The organism is Brevibacterium atlanticum, assembly GCF_011617245.1.
GTDB classification, from domain to species: domain Bacteria; phylum Actinomycetota; class Actinomycetes; order Actinomycetales; family Brevibacteriaceae; genus Brevibacterium; species Brevibacterium atlanticum.
In genome coordinates this window covers 3,376,270-3,394,296 of the sequence record NZ_CP050152.1, presented here as the reverse complement: position 1 = coordinate 3,394,296, position 18,027 = coordinate 3,376,270, and the positions used below count along the sequence as shown (strand labels likewise).

The window sequence follows — 18,027 nt, the reverse complement described above, 5'->3', positions numbered from 1 at the left end:
GGCGACCGGGAGGTGCGGTGCCTGTGGTCGCGGAAGTGCCCTGCACTAGACTCGAACGGGTGGAACCCGTGGTCGTGCTCATCCTCTTCGCCGTGTTCCTCGGGGCGCTGTCCCAGCGCGTCACCGGAATGGGGTTCGGCCTGGTCAGCGGCCCTTTCCTCGTCCTCCTCCTCGACCCGTACAGCGGGATCATCCTCGTCAACATCTGCGGGATCGTCGCCTCCGCGTCCGTCTTCGCCCGCACCTTCGCCGAGGTGGAATGGCGGTCGTTCCGCCACCTGGCCCTGGGTGCGGTGTTGGGGACGATTCCCGGTGCGCTCCTCGCCTCCGCGCTGCCGACCGCGCCGCTGCAGATCCTCATCGGACTGCTCATCATCGTCTCACTCATCAGCTCCCTGGCCCTCGGTCGCCTCGGCCGCAGGATGCCGGCGAACTTCGGCACACGATTCGGCGCCGGTGCGCTCTCGGGGGCAATGTCGGCGGCTGCGGGAGCTGGGGGACCGGCCGTCAGCGCCTACGCGGTGCTCACGGACTGGGAGCAGCGGTCCTTCGCAGCCACCCTGCAGCCGTTCCTCGTCGTGGGGACCGCCTCGGCGGTGGTGGCGAAGGTGATCGTCCACGGTGGGGTGTGGCCTGACCTGTCGATCGGCACGTGGATCGGTCTGGTCCTCGTCCTCGTGGCGGGACTGATCGGAGGGGATCGGCTGTCCCGGCGCATCGACGCTTCGCTCGCACGGATCGGTATGCTCGTCCTTGCCTTCGGCGGGGGAGTCGCGGCACTCGTCAAGGGAGCTTCGGCGCTGGTGTGAGGCGCTGGTGTGAGGCGGTTGAGGACTGAGCGGATGTGGGGGACGGGTTCAGTCGTCTGTCAGTTTCGTCGGGCATACTGGTCGAGGACGCAGATAGCCGGGGAGGCATAGATCGTGACTGAAGTGTTTCTGTTGCTGCTCGTTGTTCTCGGAGCCGTTTTCTTCATCGGCCACCGCAAAGAGAAGCGACGCCAGCGGGAAATCCACGCCGCCGAACTCCAGCAGGTGAAGAAGACCGCCGAAGAGGATGTCACATCGTTCGGCGAAGAAGTCGCCGAACTCGACATCATCACATCGGGAGTGGATCTCGACACCGGCGGAGCGCAGGACTACAAGCAGGCGCTGGACTCCTACGACATCGCCAAGGAGACCCTCGAGAAGGTCTCCGAACCTGCTGACATCCGGCACGTCACCGAGGCGCTCGAAGACGGCCGCTACGCCGCGAAGTGCGTGCGCGCCCGTGTCGAAGGCAAGCCGCTTCCCGTGCGACGTCCGCCCTGCTTCTTCAACCCGCAGCACGGTCCCTCGGTCGAGGACATCGACTGGGCCCCTGCCGGCGGTCAGCTGCGCCCCGTACCCGTGTGCGCTGCCGATGCCGAACGCGTGGCCGTCGGCGCCGATCCCATGGTCCGCAAGGTCGTCACAGCCGACGGGCACACCCGTCGCGCCTATTGGGAGGCCGGCCCGGCCTACGCCGAGTACAACCGCGGTTACTTCAACTCCTACGCGGGCTCAGGCCTGCTGCCCGGCGTCCTCATGGGAGCCATGATGTTCGGCGGAATGGGCGGCGGCTGGGACGGCGCCTACGGCGGAGACATGGGAGATGCCGGCGGCGGAGCCGCCGGTGACGGCGGAGGTGGCGACGGAGGCTTCTTCGGCGGTGACGGAGGAGACGGCGGCGGGCTCTTCGGCGGCGACGGCGGCGGACTGTTCGACGGATTCGACTTCTGATGGAGACGATCGAGATCCGCGGCGAGTCGATCAAGCTCGGTCAGCTGCTCAAACTCCACGGTGTGGCCGAACACGGCGCCATGGCCAAGGACATGATCGCCGACGGTGAGGTCACCGTCAACGGCGCGGTCGAAACCCGCCGAGGTGCGACGATCCGTCCCGGCGACCGAATCGAGGCTCTCGGCGAAGCCTTCGAGGTAGCCGCCGAGCAGGGCTGAGAAGCGCCGCTCGCGCACAGAGACATATCGACAACAAAAACACATCGAGAAGGCAGTGGAGGGCGTCCCCGCGGGGACGCCCTCCACATGTCTGATGTGCCTCGGCTGGTTGCCGGATGCAGGTTCCGCTACCGGATTCGAGGCCCGCCGAGGGAGACGGAAATCGCGACCGGAGTCGACTAGCCGCGGGGCAGGAAGCTCGCTACCAGTTGACGCAGCCGGTTCCCTGCCCGCACGCGACCGGCGCGTTCACCGCAGTTCGGCAGCTCCCGGAGTGTCGTTCATGCCGGGAGCGTCCCACAGAGCCGACCAGTTCGAGGTGTCCTCCTCGAACGGCAGCTCACCGGACAGGACTCCCTTGACCTGGATCTCGAGCGGATTGTCCCGCTGCTTCGGACCCGCCTGCACGAACGGGTAGAAGGTGCCGCGTTTGTACTGGTAGACCAGTGCCATGCGCCGCCCGTCGGGATGGACGAAGTACACGGTGGTGCACAGCAGCATCGTGTCGAACCCCTGACTGACCAGCGCCGAGTTCACGGCGTGGATGTTCGTGACGAGGTTGACCACCTCGGCGTTCGCATCGGCGACGACCTGCCAGGTGAACCCGTAGCCGTCGTTCTCCTGCCGCACCGAGGCGGACGGGTCGGAGCTGATGAGGGCGACGCTCTCGGACTCGGCCGACTGGAAGGCGGCCCCTTCCACCTGGCGGAAGGCGACGGCGCCGACGCCGGTCGGGGTGAAGCCGGTGGCGGCCTGCAGCGTCAGTGCGGCAGGCGGTAGGGCGAAGAGGTCGTCGAGGTTGGCCCGTTTCGGCTTGGTGCGGCCGAGCAGTGCGTCGAAGAAACCCATGGAACTCCTAGTCGAGAGTGGTGAAGTCGGGGGCGGTGCAGGTGCGCGCAGTGGCGGGAATGCTCATTCGGGGCGCGAGAGCTGTGCAGAGATCTTCGCCAGCTGCTCGAGTCGCTTCTCGAGCGAGGGGTGGGTGGAGAAGAGCTGACCGAAGGCCGCCTTGCCGCTGATGGCCGGGATGAGGGCCAGATGATTCGCCGAGGCGGATGAGCGCAGATCCTTCTCCGGGATCTTGCTCATGTCCCCGCTGAGCTTCGTCAGCGCCGAGGCCAGGGTCGACGGTGCACCGGTGAGGATCGCTGCGGCACGGTCGGCGGCGAGTTCACGGTATCGGGACAGTGCACGGATGAGGACGAACGAGATCCCGTAGACGACGGCTCCGACGAGGATGAACAGCAGCTGGATCGGGACGCCGTTGTTATTGTTGTTCGACCGGCCGAAGCTCATGTAGTAGCCCGCGCGCATCATCAGCGCAGCGACCACACCGGTGACTCCGGCGATGGTCATCACGGTGACGTCACGGTGCGCGACGTGGGAGAGTTCGTGAGCGAGGACGACCTCGACCTCGTCGCGATCAAGCTTTTCGAGCAGACCGCGGGTCACGCACACCACCGAGCGTTCGGGGGAGCGGCCGGTGGCGAAGGCGTTGGGGATCGAGGAATTCGACACCGCCACTCGCGGCTTCGTCGAGTCGGCCAGCTGGCAGAGACGGTCGACGATCGTGTGCAGCTCGGGAGCCTCCTCGGGGGTGACCTCCCTGCCGCCCATGGCTCGCATGGCGATCTTGTCGGAGAAGTACCACTGGAAGAAGAACGCTCCGGCGCTGACGACGACGGCGAAGATCACGCCGGGGATGTTCTGGCCGAACATCCACCAGATCGCGAGGATGAGGATGACGTAGATGAGCCCGTTGAGGAAGATCGTCCATCCCATCCGCATGGTCAGTCCGTTGTCCTTGACGAAGCGGTTCTTCATCGCCGTTCCTCTCTGGGTGTGGCAGAACCGGCCCACCGTCTCAAGCGAAGACAATGGGCCGGGTTGATCATTGCAGTATTCGGATTCAGGCCGGGTCGGGGATGAAGCCCTCGCCCGTGAGCAGTTCGGCGATCTCGGCCAAGGTGGCATCGACGAACGGGATGACCACATCGGAGGAGCCGAGGTAGTCATCGGCGACCGGTTGGCCATTGGCCGTGACGTACTCATGCAGGCCGCTCAGCGCGGTGCGGGCCGCTTCCTCGTCCCCGGCGTTCACCGCGTCCTCGACCTGGTTGTCATACTTCTGCAGCAGGTCCTGGTCGACGTGGGCGACGTCGAACTGTCCTTCGCCCATGATGCGGATGATCATTGCTGATCCTCGCCTTCGAGCGACTTCTGGTCCTGCTTCTCGGAGCCGGCCGGCAGGGACTCGCGCATCCGCTGCAGTTCCATCTCCACGTCGTTGTCGCTGGAGAGGGAGTCGAGCTGTGCGGTGATGTCGTCTTTCTGGGTACCCGTGACATCGTCGAGGGCACCGGAGGCGAGGAGTTCGTCGACGGCACCGGCACGTGCCTGCAGGGAAGCGGTCTTGTCCTCGGCACGCTGGACGGCGAGTCCGACGTCGCCGAGCTCTTCGGAGATGCCCGAGAACGCTTCGCCGATCTTGGTCTGTGCGTCGGCGGCGTTGTAGGTGGCCTTGAGGGTCTCCTTCTTGGTGCGGAAGGCATCGACCTTGGCCTGGAGGCGCTGCGAGGCGAGGGTGAGCTTCTGCTCTTCGCCCTGCAGTCCTTCGTGCTGGCTCTGCAGATCGGTGATCTGCTGGGTGAGCCCGGACTTGCGGGTCAGTGCTTCGCGAGCGAGATCCTCACGACCGATCTCCATGGCCTTCTGCGCCTGACCGGACAGCTTGTTCTGCTGCTGTTCGAGCTGGTTGATCTGCAGCTCGAGACGCTTGCGACTGGTGGCGACATCGGCAACACCGCGGCGGACCTTCTGCAGCAGCTCGAGCTGTTTCTGGTACGAATAGTCAAGGGTTTCGTTGGGGTTCTCGGCCTTGTCCAGGGCCTTGTTGGCCTTGGCACCGAAGATCGTCGCGATCCGTTGGAAGATACTCATCCGTAGTCGACTCCTGCATTGGTTTGACCCGACGTTGCCAACCCGATCCACTCCGGTCCGGAGATTCTCGGCCAACACCGCCGCGAACTATCGCTCCCAAGTCTACTGAGAAAGGCTGATAGTTTGCCAGACGCCGGATACGAGAACGAAGAGACCGACGACTGCCCGTCAGGGTGCGAAGAGACGCGAGTTCGCGGCTTCGACCTCGGTGTATTGCCGGGCCGCGGTCGTCAGTGCCCCGTGGACCGTGTCGAGGGATTCGATGAGCTGTCTCTGCGCATCCTTCCACTGGTTGATGACGGCCTGGAAGTTCTGTGCTGCGGCTCCGCGCCAGCATTCCTGCAGTGCGAGCAGGTTGCGCATCATCGTGTCGGACTCGGAGACGAGATTGCGTGATGTTCCGGCTGCGGTGCTGGCGGCGGACTGGACGCGTTCGGCGTCGACTTCGAAACTCATGATCACTCCTGTTCGTCGGAAACCTCCCGCCGCGGTCGGGTGGGATGGCGCCAGTCTCGGAGTCTGCATGGAAACGGCACAAGGACAGAGGCAGAGGGTGTGGACGGCGTTGGGCTGTCCACACCCCCTGTGCGAGTAAGTCGCGGCTGAGTCCCCAGGTTCGAACGTCGGAGTCGGGGAGCGCCTATTTCAGCACGAGCGTGACGTCGACCTTCTGCTCCTGCCTGCCGCGCACCAGGGTGACCTCGACAGGCTTGTTCACCGCCTGGGCCCGGACGAGGGCGCGCAGCGCGATCGCGTTGTTCACCTTGGTTCCGCCGATTTCGACGATGTCGTCGCCGTCCTTGATGCCGGCCTTGGCCGCAGGCGAACCGCCCTCGACGGACTGTACCTTTGCGCTGCCCTTGCTGATGCCCCCGTTGTTGATGTGTCCGTCGGTGAGTGTGATGCCGAGGAACGGATGCAGGGCCTTGCCGTTGGCGATGAGCTGATCGGCGATCATCACCGCCTGATCGGCAGGGATCGCGAAGCCGATGCCGATCGAGCCGGACTGCTCGCCCTCACTGGCCTGGCTGAGCGACGCGGCGGCGGAGTTGACTCCGATGAATTCGCCGTTGCCGTTGACGAGCGGGCCACCGGAGTTGCCCGGGTTGATCGCCGCATCCGTCTGGATGGCGTTCGTGATCGTCATCTCCTTCTCCTGCGAGCTCGCGTCCTCGCCGATGTTCTCCGTGGACACCGGTCGGTCGAGTGCGGACACGATGCCCGTTGTCACGGAGTCGGCCAGGCCCAGCGGGTTGCCCAATGCCATGACCGGATCGCCCACCGTAAGCTTCTTCGAATCGCCCACGGTCAGCGGCTTGACCTCATCGGGAACCTGCTCAAGCTTGATGATGGCGATGTCTGTGGAGGGGTCGCGGCCGACGATGTCGGCTTTCGTCGTCTCACCGTTCTTCATGGTCACGGAGATTTCTCCGCCGGGAGTGTCAGCGGGTGCGACGACGTGGTTGTTCGTGATGACGTGGCCCTGATCGTCATAGAGAGCGCCCGAACCGAGGCCCTGGACCTGACCGTTGGTGCCGACCTGGATCGACATCACACTGCCCGAGGTGTCCTCTGCCACCTGGGTCCAGTCCGGTGTTTCGATCGTCTGCTCCGCGACCTTGCGCGGCTCTTCGCCCTGCAGCGCCGATAGGGCATAGTTCCCACCGAAGGCGAGCCCACCGCCGAGGAGGGCGGCAATGGCCGCGATCGCGATCGTCGCTCCCCAACCGGGACCCTTCTTCTCTCGCCGAGGAGGCTGTTCGGATCCGTAGGGACCGAATCCCGGTGCGCCGAAGGTTCCCGGTTCTCCGGGGGCGCCCGGACCGCCCGGTGCTCCGGGTCCGCCGGGACCTGTCTGGGAACCCACCGCGGTCGGCTGAGATCCGATGCCCGAAGGAGAGGAGCCGGAGGCGTACATCTGCTGAGAGCCGGTGCCCGGTTGCTGAGCACCGGGCTGGTTGCCCGGGTGCTGTACGCCAGGCTGTTGGGAGCCAGGCTGGCGGGCGTCCAGTGAGCCGTAGGGCGAATTCGCGTAGGTGTACCCGGCTCCCGCTCCTGCAGCGCCGGCGGCTCCGGCGGCATACGGCCGATACCCGTCCGGCTGAGAGCGAGGCTCATCGTCTCCCTGCGAAGCGCCGGACTGTACGTCTCTCTGCTGACCACTCGGCTGATACGGCGAGGACTGCTGAGGCTGACCCTGCTGGAGTCCGTCCTGCTGTGGCTGGCCCTCCCGAGCTCCGCTCGCCTGCGACTGTGCCTGCTGTGGTCGCGTCTGCTGCTGCCCGGGCCATCCTGACTGTTGGCCGCTCGACTGGCCGATCTGGCCCGACTGGCCTACCTGACTCGGCTGGCCCGTCTGACCTTGTTGCTGGCCCGGCTGCCCTTGCTGACTTGCCTGGCCCCCGTGTCCGGTGGAACCGTCCACAGGGTTCTGCGCCCGAGTGGGCCGTCCGGAAGCCGACTGGCTGTCCTGGCCCGGGTATCCGCCCTGCGCCGACGAGGCGGCGTCGGGGCGTCGTTCGGGGGGTGCGACGGGTGGGCTGACGCGAGCCGGCCCGTTCGTCTGCGGACGTGAGGTGTTGGGGAAGGTGCGAGGAACCTCGGGCGACTGGCTGCGATAGCCCCCACCCGTCGGACCGCGGCGGCCTTCGGGCGAGGCCTCGCGGGCATCGGTCGAAGGGTCGCGACCGTCAGCGAAGGAACCACGACCGTCCTCCTGATTCGGGAAGGTGCGATGGTCGTCGTCTCCGTGCCGGCCTCGACCGCGGGACGTCTCACCCGGGTCCTGGGGGTTGATGTTGTCGCTCATCGCTCGTCCTTTCGTGTGTCCGCAGCGGTCTCGGAGGTTTCGGAGATGGGCAGATCGATGCGGAACGTCGCACCGCCGCCCTCGGTTTCATGGACGGAGATCGCGCCGTGATGGTTCTCCACGATCGCCTTGACGATCGACAGACCCAACCCGGATCCGCCGGTGTCCCTGGTCCGGGAGACGTCGAGACGGTAGAAGCGCTCGAAGATCCGCGGCACCACCTCGGGGTCGATGCCCTCGCCGTGGTCCCTGACCTCGAAACGGACACGACCATTGGGGAACCCGCGCAGGGAGTCATCGACCGTGATCGAACCTGCCGCGGTCACGTCGGGGACGATGCCGGCAGGCTCCTGAGCGTCGGCCTGATCGTTCCCGGCGGAGTCGCCGCGGCGGAAGATGCGGACCCCACCGGTGACGAAACCGCGCTCACGGGACTTCTCCTTCGCGCCGTTCTTCGCCCCGGTGCGACCGTTCTGACCCTTCGCCTGCGGGTCACGGCCCTCGCCGGGCTCGGCAGATTCGGCGCCGGGGTCCTCGGGCATTCCGACGACGCCGACGGCGAACTCGATCGCCGTGTTCTCGGGGGTGTGGCGCACGGCGTTGCCGGCGAGGTTGACGATGACCTGGCGGATCTTCGATTCGGACCCGCGGATCATCGGCACAGGCTGGGCGTCCTCGCCGTCGAGCCCGATGAAGCTGATGTCACGATCTGGGGCCTGGGCGGCAGCATCGGCGGCGGCGTCGCGGACGACCTTGTGCAGGTCGATCGGACCGATCTCTGCGGGACGCTGCTCGTCGAGTCGGGCAAGGACGACGAGGTCGTCGACGAGCACGCCCATCCGCTTGGCTTCGGACTCCATCCGCTCCATGGCATTGCCGATGTCCGCTTCCTTCGTGATCGCCCCCTGCCGGTAGAGCTCCGCATAGCCGCGGATCGTCACCAGCGGGGTCCGCAGCTCGTGCGAGGCGTCGGAGACGAACTGGCGGATGCGCTTCTCCGACCTCGTCTGCCCGTCGAAGGAGTCCTCGATGCGTCCGAGCATGGTGTTCAGGGCCGCCGACAGACGCCCGAGCTCGGTGTTGCGCGGATAGCTGGGCACGCGTTGGGACAGGTCGCCGGCGGCGATCCGCGAGGCGGTCTTCTCGATGTCGCGCAGGGGCCGGAACGTATTGTTGATCGCCCAATAGCCGACGCCGGCGACCATCGCCAGGGCCAGCAGGCCGATGCCGATCATCGTGTTGCGAGCGCGTTCGTTGATGTTGTCGACCTCGCGGTCGAAGGGCACCGCGATGGACACGAGCACGTCGGTGTTCTTCACCTTCATCGCCCGGGCCCGCCACTGGGAGTTCGTTCCGGCTACAGTGAAGGGCTCGCCGCTGCGGGCATAGACTTCCTTCTCATCGATCTTCGGCAGGATCGGTTGGTTCTGCGGCTCCGGGGCGACGGGGTCGCGGATCGGTTCCCCGTCGGTGTTGTAGAACTGCACATAGAAGCCTCCGGGCAACAGGCTCTTGAGCTGGTCCCAGGAATTCGAATCGATCGTCGTCGACGACGGAGCATCCTCGGTGTCGTCGGCATCGTCCCCGGACTGGAGCTCGGCGGGCTGGAATACATCACGATAGGCCTGTTTGGCCAGGGTCTCCGAGGCACTGATGAGACGCTCATCGGTGCGTTGGACGAGACTGTCGCGAAGGTTCTCCAACACCCATGCGCTCGTCCCCGTGAGGACGAGCAGCATGAGGAGCATCATGATAGCCAGCAGCTTGGTGGTCAGCGACCACTCTTCCCAGAAGCCGGGGCGGGAGGGACGGGATTCTTTTGCCACGTAGCTAATCTATCGCCCTTGCTTGGACGACTACTTGGATTCCGGTGTGCGCAGCATGTAGCCGACCCCGCGCTTGGTCTGGATCATCGGGGTCCACTCCATCTCGACGGGGTGGCCGGCGGCGTCCGTCTCCGGGGTGACGTCGATCTTGCGACGCAGGTAGGAGATGTAGGACTCGACGATCCCGGTGTCGCCGCCGAAGTCGTATTCCCACACGTGGTCGAGGATCTGCGACTTCGACAGCACCCGGTTGGTGTTGAGCATGAGGTAGCGCAGCAGCTTGAACTCGGTGGGGGAGAGGTCGATGAGGATGCCGGAGCGGCGGACCTCATGCGTGTCGTCGTCGAGTTCGAGGTCGCCCGCCACGATGACGGCGTTCTCCTCGTCCTCGAGACTGTGCGTGCGGCGGAGGACGGCGCGGATGCGGGCGACGACCTCTTCGAGGCTGAAGGGCTTCGTCACATAGTCATCGCCGCCGACGGTCAGCCCGGTGATCTTGTCCGAGGTGTCATCACGGGCGGTGAGGAACACGACCGGAGCGTTCATGCCGATCTGGCGCAGACGGCGGGTGACGGTGAAGCCGTCCATGTCGGGCAGCATGACGTCGAGGACGAGGAGGTCGACGTCGGTCTGCTCGGCCAGACGCAGGGCCTCGGCACCGTTGGCGGCCGAGACGACGTCGAAGCCGGCGAAGCGGAGACTGGTGGACAGGAGTTCGCGGATGTTGGGCTCATCATCGACAACGAGCAGGGTGGCTTCGATGTCGGAATCGTTCTGTGCTGTAGTCATGGCTCCAGTCTGGGCGCCATTTCTGGGAGCGGACTGGAAGTCAGCTGAATGCCAATGTGAACTGGGTCACTGCAAAACTCTCAGGAAAGTCGATTGAGGTCCGATTCGGCGCATTCGTTCTCAGGAACGAAGGGCTGATTTCAGGGAAAAATGCGCTTGCGATCAGGCTGGGTTCAGGAATGGTCGCCGAGGTGGCCGCGCGTGGTGGGTTCGGCTCGGTATCACTGAGGTGGATGCTCGGCAAAGGGCGGACGACCATTGGTGAAGCTCCGGACCTTCTCCGGTCGGCCGCGATCGTACTGGACCTGCCCCATCGTGCCGAGGGTTGTCGGGTTCCGTCTGACGAGGTGGCGAGCGAACCGCGGGCGACCGGCCTCGTCGGCGAAGCGGATCACTGCGAGGCTCGGTGCAGCGCCGCGGGGGAGGGCGCCCGACCAGTAGTCGACGACGACACCGCTGGCCAGACCGATGCCGGGGTGGGGTGGCGCTGTCACCGGGCGGCGTCGATCGCCACGGAAAACCAGGGCGGAGACGGTGATGAGGCCGATGCCGGCGGTGATGGACACGACCCACCAGACCGGAGCGGCGCCGAGCATTGCGGGGAGGAAGCCGAGGCCGAGCCCGCCTCCGACCCCGAGAGCCCCTAACTGATAGCGGAAGAAGCGCGCGAGGCCGCCTCCGGTGCGGAATCGACCGAGGGATGCGCGCACGAGCAGCTGGCTGACGACGACGAAGGCGACGGAAGTGATGAGCGCGAGAGCGAGGTAGAGGAGCTTCGAACTCAGCGGCTCACCGGGGCCGGTGGGCAGGAAGATGAGCGCGGTGACACCCCATCCGGCGGCCATGCTCGTCATCGTGAGGATTCCGGCGAGACCGGCAGTGAACTTCGTCCCGCCGGTGAGGCGCAGCGGCTGCAGTGACATGGTCGGCCCCTTGGGTCAGTGGTCGGTCTCGGCGTGGCGGGCGCGGAAGGCTGCGACGTGGGTGCGGTTCGCGCAGCCGCCGGTATCACAGAAGCGCTTCGAGCGATTGCGGCTGAAGTCGGCGAGATAGGCCCGGCAGTCCTCGGCTGCGCAGCGGCCGAGGCGATCGAGGTCGCCGGAGCGGATGAGGTCGATGAGGACGAGGGCGACATCGGCGGCCACGCGATCGGCCAGGCTCGCCTGGGAGCCCGTGGCGTGCAGATGCCAGTCCCAGTGGTCGTGTTTGACCAATTGCGGCACAGAACCGGAGTCGCTGAGTGTGAGATTGATCTCGTCGACGACCGCCGAGGTGGCTGCTTCCACCTCATCATCGGTCTCGGCGAGGATGCTCGCATCGAGTGCTGAGGCGAATCGTTCGCGCAGTCGCAGGGTCTCCTCGACGTCGCTCTTCGTGGCTGTCAGTGGGCCCGAGAAGTCGTGCCGGGCCGCGAATTCGCGGAGTTTCGCAGCCGTCGTCAGCTCGTCGCCATCCCTCGCGACGACCTCGGAGGTGTTGAGGAGGTCGACGAGCATCGTGAGATTCGCGCGAATGTCATAGATGAAAGCCATGTCGGGAACCATACTGCCACACAGATGTAAGTACCAAAATGCACTTGACTCATTTCAGATCCGGAGTCGATACTGAAACCACGCGACGAACGGCGAAGCCACACCTCCACGGGGAGGACACGATGCGGCAGAACCGAACGACGAGCCGCCTCGGCGAGGGGAATCACCTGCGTCGGGCCACCTCAACGGGGATCCTCCGCCGGCCAACCCACCCACATTTCACCACTTCAGGAGGTCAGTCATGAGTCGCACCGTCGTTCTGGGGTTCCTGCTCACCCTTGCCTCCGCGTTCTTCTTCGCGGTGTCGGGGCCGATCGCGAAGACGATGTACGCGATCGGGTGGACGCCGGGCGCGGTCGTGCTCATCCGACTGGCCGGATCAGCGGTGCTGCTCCTCATCCCCACCCTCATCGCTCTGCACGGACGCTGGGGCGAGGTCCTCACTCATTGGCGCACCGTCGTCACCTACGGGCTGGTCTCGATGGCCGGCGTGCAGGGGTTCTACTTCGTCGCCGTCGAACACCTCACCGTAGCCGTGGCACTGCTGCTCGAGATGACCGCGCCGATGCTCATCGTGTTCTGGATCTGGGCGCGCACACGGACCAGGCCGGCGACGGTGACGTTCATCGGGGTCGTGGTCTCGATGATCGGACTCATGCTCGTGCTCAACCTCCGCGGATCGTCGATCAGCATCTTCGGCGTGGTCATGGCAATGGCCGCAGCGGTGTGCCTGGCCAGTTACTTCCTCGTCTCGGCGAAGGACACGATCACGATCCCGCCGGTCGCCCTGACCGGGCTGGGAATGGGCATCGGGGCGCTGGCGATGTCGCTCATCGTGCTCATCGGCGTCATGCCGTGGGGCGCGGTGGCCGCCGACGTGGACTTCGGCGGAGTGTCGATGTCGTGGATCGTGCCGATGGCGATGATCATCGGCTTCACCGTCGGCGCCTACATCACCGGCATCCTCGGTCTGCGCTACGTCGGGGCGACCGTCGGATCCTTCGTCAACCTCGTCGAGGTGCCGTTCTCGGTCATCGTCGCCTGGCTCGTGCTCTTCGAGATGCCCGCACCGATCCAGCTCTTCGGCGGAGTGTTCATCCTCGGCGGCGTCGGGTTCATCAAGTGGGGCGAGGCCCGCCTGGCCGCTCGCGTCGCCCGCCGCGAGGTCGTCGCCCGCTCCGACGCCGAACCCTCCCTTATTACTACCTGACGGCGGCCCAGCAACCTGGCACCAGGTTGCTGGGCCGCCGTCAGGTAGTCCGGGGCGTGTCCGCTGGGAAGAAGCGTTGATAGGTTGTCTCCATGGGCCATATAGAGATCAATGACGTCTCGTACACACTCGCAGACGGCCGACCGCTCCTCGGTGGGGTGTCGTTTCGTGTCGGTGATGGGGCCAAAGCCGCACTCATCGGTGCCAACGGGGCAGGGAAGACAACCCTGCTGAGGTTGCTGACCGGGGAGATCGCCCCGGACGAAGGTTCCGTCTCCCACACCGGCAGCGTCGGTCTGATGCGCCAGTTCATCACCGCCGGCACCATCGCCGAGGCGCTCGAAGAGGTGGCGCCGAAGCGCATCCGCAAGGCGGCCGCCCAGGTCAGACGGGCCGAGGAACGTCTGCTCGGGTCCGATGGGGATTCGACGAACGTGCAGATGGCCTACGCTGCTGCTCTCGGCGAATGGGGTGAAGTCGGAGGATACGAAGCGGAGGTGCTGTGGGACACCTGCACCACCTCGGCGCTGGGAATGCCCTTCGATCGGTGCCGGGACCGGGCGACTGCGACCCTGTCCGGAGGGGAGCAGAAGAGGCTCATCCTCGAGGCCCTGCTGCGCGGCGGCGACGATGTCCTCGTCCTCGACGAACCGGACAACTTCCTCGACGTGCCGGGCAAACGGTGGCTTGAGGACCAGCTGCGGGACACCGACAAATCCGTCCTCTTCGTCTCCCACGATCGTGAGCTGCTGGCCCGGGCCGCCTCGGAGATCATCACCCTCGAACTCTCGGCCGCCGGGAACACCGCCTGGACTCACCCGGGCGGCTTCGAAAGCTACCACGAGGCCAGACAGTCCCGGTTCGACCGTCTCGAAGAGCTGCGCAAGCGGTGGGACGAGGAACATGCGAAGCTGCGCGCGCTGGTGCAGATGTACAAGCAGAAGGCCGCATACAACTCGGACATGACGTCCCGATACCGGGCGGCCCAGACCAGGCTCGAGCGCTTCGAGACCGCCGGGCCTCCCGAGGCGATGCCACGCGAGCAGAATCTGGGGATGCGCCTGGCAGGCGGGCGGACCGGGAAGATCGCCATCCGAGCACACGACCTCGAACTGACGAATCTCATGCTGCCCTTCGACCTCGAAGTCCATTACGGGGACCGGGTCGCAGTGCTCGGCTCGAACGGCTCGGGCAAGTCCCACTTCCTGCGGCTGCTCGCCGCTGGCGGCACCGACCCGGAGACGGAGCACCGTCCGGTCTCCGACGTCGAGATCGCCCCGGTCGAACATTCGGGTCAGGTGAAGCTGGGAGCCAGAGTTCGTCCGGGCTGGTTCGCGCAGACGCACGGCCGACCGGATCTGCATGGTCGCACTCTGCTCGACATCCTCCATCGCGGGGACGAACATCGGAACGGACTTCCCCGGGAACCGGCCTCGCGGGCGCTCGCCCGCTACGAACTCGCCGGTGCCGCCGAGCAGACCTTCGAGTCGCTCTCGGGCGGGCAGCAGGCGCGCGTGCAGATCCTTCTGCTCGAACTGGCGGGGGCGACACTGCTGCTCCTCGACGAACCGACGGACAACCTCGACCTCGTCTCCGCCGAGGCTCTGCAGGATGCGCTGACGGCTTTCGACGGTACGGTGCTCGCCGTCACCCACGATCGCTGGTTCGCCCGCGACTTCGACCGGTTCCTCGTCTTCGGGTCCGACGGCGAGGTCTATGAGTCGACGACGCCAGTCTGGGAAGAGGGGCGTGTGGCTCGCTCCCGATGATCCCAGCTCCTCCGCTTCTACCTGCTACCTGACGGCGGCCCAGCTACCTGGCGCCAGGTTGCTGGGCCGCCGTCAGGTAGCAGGAAGGTCAGCGGACCTCGATGTTGTAGCTGTATCCCTGCTCGGTGAGGAAGCGGCGGCGTTGGGCGGCGAAGTGTTCGTCGACGGTGTCGGCGGCGACCACGGTGTAGAACGTCGCGGAACCCCTGTCCTCCTTCGGGCGCAAGATCCGTCCGAGTCGCTGGGCTTCCTCCTGCCTCGAGCCGAAGGCGCCGGAGACCTGAATCGCCACCGAGGCGGCCGGTAAGTCCACAGAGAAGTTCGCGACCTTCGAGACCACGAGCACGGGGATCTCACCGGAGCGGAACTCGCGGAAGAGCTCCTGGCGCACCGACTCCGGGGTCTGCCCGGTCAGCACCGGGGCGCCGAGTTCGGCCCCGATCTCCTCGAGCTGGTCGAGGTACTGGCCGATGACGAGGATCTGCGCATCCGGATGGTCGGCGACGAGTTCGGAGACGATCGGCAGCTTCGCATCCGAGGTCGCGGCCAGGCGGTACCGGTCCTCACCGTCGGCCCGGGCATAGGCTGTGCGGGTTCCGCCGTCGAGGCGCACACGCACCTCGTGGCAGCTCGCCGAGGCGATGTAGCCGAGCCGCTCGAGCTCCTTCCACGGCGCTTCGTACTGCTTGGGTCCGATGAGCGAGAACACCTCGTCCTCCCGGCCGTCCTCTCGCACCAGCGTCGCGGTCAGACCCAACCGGCGCCTGGCCTGCAGGCTTGCGGTGAGTCGGAAGATCGGAGCCGGCAGCAGGTGCACTTCGTCATAGATCACCAGGCCCCAGTCCTTGGCGTCGAGGAGTTCGAGGTGGAGGTAGGAGCCCTTCCGTCGAGTCGTGAGCACCTGGTAGGTGGCGATGGTGATCGGCCGGATCTCCTTCGTCGACCCGGAGTATTCGCCGATCTCGTCCTCGGTCAGGCTGGTCCGACGCAGGATCTCGTCCTTCCACTGCTTCGCCGAGACCGAGTTCGTCACCAGGATGAGCGTAGTCGTCTGCACCCGCGACATCGTGGCCACTCCGACGACGGTCTTGCCCGCCCCGCAGGGCAGCACGACGACCCCGGACTCACCGGACAGGGACTGGTCGATGGCCTGTTTCTGGTAGTCGCGCAGATGCCACTGGCCGCCGTGGGCGTCATCGGACAGAGCGATCTCATGCGCCTCGCCGTCGACATAGCCGGCATGGTCGGAGACCGGGTGACCCAGCTGCAGCAGCGCATGTTTGAGCTCGCCGCGTTCGGACGGGTGCACGAGGACGGATTCGTCGTCGATGCGCTTGCCGAACTTGCCGACGAGGTCGGGCTGGCCGACCAGCTCATCGAGCAGACCCGTCTCCGTGGAGGTCAGGGTGAGTCCGTGGATCGGGTGGTCGATGAGGGTGAGGACGCCGAAGCGATCCATGATGTCGACGATGTCGACGAGCAGTTCGTGCGGGACCGGGTACTTCGCGAACTCGAGGAGCACATCGACGACGGATTCGGCGTCGTGACCGCTGGCCCGGGCGTTCCACAGGCCCAGCGGAGTGATCGTATAGGTGTGGATGTACTCGGGGGTCCGCGACAGCTGAGCGAACGGGGCGATCGCCACGGCCGCCTCGACGGCCAGGGGATGTCCCGATTCGAGCAGCACAGTCCGGTCGGACTGCACGATCAGCGGACCATTCATTCAGACTCCCATTTCACGAGTGCACTTCACAGGTGCGTAGACACCAGAGGGGACAACACGTCCCCCGCCCCAATTGTTCCCTCCCGTGCTACCTGACGGCGGCCCAGCAACCTGGCGCCAGGTTGCTGGGCCGCCGTCAGGATCCTTCTATGCTTGTCAAGCGGCCTGCCCAACCACGCTCGTCGCCTCGAGAAGCCGATAAACTCTCCGGGCCACAAACCGCTTGATACACCGGATAGCCTCCTTCTTCGACTTCCCTTCCCCAAGTCGTTTAGCCATGTACGCTCGGGTCTCCTCATCGAAGGACAGCTTCGTGATGGCCACCATGTACAACGCGGAGTTCAACCGGCGGTCCCCGCTGCGGTTGAGTCGGAATCTCACCACATTGCCCGACGATGCTGGGATCGGATTCACCCCCGCCAGCTTCGCGAACGCAGCCTCGGAATGCACCCGTCCTGGATGAGACCACGCCAGATAGAACACGGCGGCAGTGATCGGTCCGATCCCCGGCTGGGCCAGCAGCACAGCGGCAGGACTGTCCTTCACCAGAGCCAGAATCCGTGTGGCGTAATCCTTGATGTCGGCATCGAGTTCGATGACGCGTTTGGCTAACCGGATCGCTTCCCGACGTGCTTCACAACGGGCCACAGGCTCGTTCCGGCCCCGCCATTTCGACACCGTGCGGATCTTGGCGACTGACAGTTTCCGTCGGGCATCGATACCGAGATCGTTCGCCCGCAACAACGCGGTCAGCGCGTTGATGGTGCGGGTCTTCTCCCGCGTCATGGACTCGCGGGCACCCACGAGGATCCGCAGTCCCTGACGCGGCCCATCGGCCTGTCTGGGCACGCGCAGCCGCGACTGCTCCAAGGGCAGGACGGTGGTCGCGATTCTGCGGGCGTCGATCTGGTCATCCTTACCCGTGCTGTGACGGTCGCGGGCACTCATGCTCGCGGCCTCGGCGACCGTATACCCAGCCTCAGCGACGTTCTCGGCCAGGATCGCTCCGTAGGTGCCGATGCCTTCGATCACCCACAGGGTGTCCAGGTGCCCGCCGGTGCGACGCCCGACCCAGTCCAACGCGCGTGCCAGGCCAGTATTCGTGGTCGGGAATTCGCGGGTATCGAGGTGCTCACCGCGGTTGGTGAGTATGGCGTAGACGTGGTTCTTCGCGTGTGTGTCGACGCCGACGACAAACGCGTACAAGTGCGAGATGATAGTCATGACGGTTCGTGATTCTCCCGTGTTAGAGCGGATGATGTCCGACCGTCGAACGGTCGGCTCCGGTCCGGGAGATAGTCACGTCGGAACACTACTGTGATGAGTCACGTTCGGTCAGGAACGGACAACCTTCTGATCAAGTTACCGATGTGGGCCGAGCCGGGGCCGACCGCCCACCGATCATCAGACAGATCCTGACGATGACATCGTCTGAGTCAGCAGTAATTCGA

Annotated in this window: 17 protein-coding genes; 5 read left to right on the top strand and 12 right to left on the bottom strand. The window is 65.7% G+C overall.

Going from position 1 to position 18,027, the window contains the following annotated elements:
• The first annotated feature begins 59 nt into the window (after nt 1-59).
• The 3 genes from GUY23_RS15130 to GUY23_RS15120 all read left to right on the top strand — a co-directional run bounded on the left by GUY23_RS15130 (nt 60) and on the right by GUY23_RS15120 (nt 1,978).
• On the top strand, nt 60-809 hold the full coding sequence (locus GUY23_RS15130) for a TSUP family transporter (RefSeq protein WP_166973702.1): 750 nt from the start codon (nt 60-62) through the stop codon (nt 807-809).
• A 114-nt stretch (nt 810-923) separates the two neighbouring features.
• Nucleotides 924-1,760: a hypothetical protein gene (locus GUY23_RS15125; RefSeq protein WP_166973699.1), complete on the top strand. Its 837-nt coding sequence runs from the start codon at nt 924-926 to the stop codon at nt 1,758-1,760.
• Nucleotides 1,760-1,978: an RNA-binding S4 domain-containing protein gene (locus tag GUY23_RS15120; RefSeq protein WP_166973696.1), complete on the top strand. Its 219-nt coding sequence runs from the start codon at nt 1,760-1,762 to the stop codon at nt 1,976-1,978. Before GUY23_RS15125 ends, GUY23_RS15120 begins: the two co-directional genes overlap by 1 nt.
• Before the next feature lie 249 nt (nt 1,979-2,227).
• On the opposite strand, the gene pspAB is transcribed toward GUY23_RS15120, so the two are convergent.
• The 10 genes from pspAB to GUY23_RS15070 form a co-directional block, all read right to left on the bottom strand.
• A complete protein-coding gene (pspAB, locus tag GUY23_RS15115; RefSeq protein ID WP_166973693.1) occupies nt 2,228-2,827 on the bottom strand; it encodes a PspA-associated protein PspAB in 600 nt (199 codons plus the stop codon).
• 63 nt (nt 2,828-2,890) lie between these two features.
• A complete protein-coding gene (gene htpX / locus GUY23_RS15110; protein WP_166973690.1) occupies nt 2,891-3,802 on the bottom strand; it encodes a zinc metalloprotease HtpX in 912 nt (303 codons plus the stop codon).
• Nucleotides 3,803-3,887: 85 nt separating this feature from the next.
• On the bottom strand, nt 3,888-4,172 hold the full coding sequence (gene pspAA, locus GUY23_RS15105; protein WP_166973687.1) for a PspA-associated protein PspAA: 285 nt from the start codon (nt 4,170-4,172) through the stop codon (nt 3,888-3,890).
• A complete protein-coding gene (locus GUY23_RS15100) occupies nt 4,169-4,918 on the bottom strand; it encodes a PspA/IM30 family protein (RefSeq protein WP_166973684.1) in 750 nt (249 codons plus the stop codon). The genes pspAA and GUY23_RS15100 overlap by 4 nt, the downstream gene beginning before the upstream one ends.
• Before the next feature lie 168 nt (nt 4,919-5,086).
• Nucleotides 5,087-5,374, bottom strand: coding sequence for a WXG100 family type VII secretion target (locus GUY23_RS15095; RefSeq protein WP_166973681.1), 288 nt, complete (start codon nt 5,372-5,374; stop codon nt 5,087-5,089).
• A gap of 184 nt (nt 5,375-5,558) precedes the next feature.
• Complete coding sequence (locus GUY23_RS15090) at nt 5,559-7,727, bottom strand: S1C family serine protease (RefSeq protein ID WP_166973678.1); 2,169 nt, start codon at nt 7,725-7,727, stop codon at nt 5,559-5,561.
• Nucleotides 7,724-9,553 carry a sensor histidine kinase gene (locus GUY23_RS18855; protein WP_166973675.1) on the bottom strand — a complete coding sequence of 610 codons (1,830 nt, stop codon included), beginning with the start codon at nt 9,551-9,553 and terminating at the stop codon, nt 7,724-7,726. The genes GUY23_RS15090 and GUY23_RS18855 overlap by 4 nt, the downstream gene beginning before the upstream one ends.
• A gap of 30 nt (nt 9,554-9,583) precedes the next feature.
• Nucleotides 9,584-10,342, bottom strand: coding sequence for a response regulator transcription factor (locus GUY23_RS15080; protein ID WP_166973672.1), 759 nt, complete (start codon nt 10,340-10,342; stop codon nt 9,584-9,586).
• Nucleotides 10,343-10,563: 221 nt separating this feature from the next.
• A complete protein-coding gene (locus GUY23_RS15075) occupies nt 10,564-11,265 on the bottom strand; it encodes a hypothetical protein (RefSeq protein WP_166973669.1) in 702 nt (233 codons plus the stop codon).
• A 15-nt stretch (nt 11,266-11,280) separates the two neighbouring features.
• Entirely contained in the window at nt 11,281-11,874 is a 594-nt protein-coding gene (locus GUY23_RS15070; RefSeq protein WP_166973666.1) for a CGNR zinc finger domain-containing protein, read from the bottom strand.
• A 241-nt stretch (nt 11,875-12,115) separates the two neighbouring features.
• Between GUY23_RS15070 and GUY23_RS15065 the strand changes: the two genes are divergently transcribed.
• Nucleotides 12,116-13,084, top strand: coding sequence for an EamA family transporter (locus tag GUY23_RS15065; protein WP_166973663.1), 969 nt, complete (start codon nt 12,116-12,118; stop codon nt 13,082-13,084).
• A 92-nt stretch (nt 13,085-13,176) separates the two neighbouring features.
• Nucleotides 13,177-14,853, top strand: a complete 1,677-nt coding sequence (locus tag GUY23_RS15060) for an ABC-F family ATP-binding cassette domain-containing protein (protein WP_166973660.1) — start codon at nt 13,177-13,179, stop codon at nt 14,851-14,853.
• Between the two features lie 88 nt (nt 14,854-14,941).
• On the opposite strand, the gene GUY23_RS15055 is transcribed toward GUY23_RS15060, so the two are convergent.
• Both GUY23_RS15055 and GUY23_RS15050 read right to left on the bottom strand, forming a co-directional pair.
• Nucleotides 14,942-16,576: a DNA repair helicase XPB gene (locus GUY23_RS15055; protein WP_166973657.1), complete on the bottom strand. Its 1,635-nt coding sequence runs from the start codon at nt 16,574-16,576 to the stop codon at nt 14,942-14,944.
• 156 nt (nt 16,577-16,732) lie between these two features.
• Complete coding sequence (locus GUY23_RS15050; RefSeq protein WP_166969435.1) at nt 16,733-17,800, bottom strand: IS110 family RNA-guided transposase; 1,068 nt, start codon at nt 17,798-17,800, stop codon at nt 16,733-16,735.
• Between the last annotated feature and the right edge of the window lie 227 nt (nt 17,801-18,027).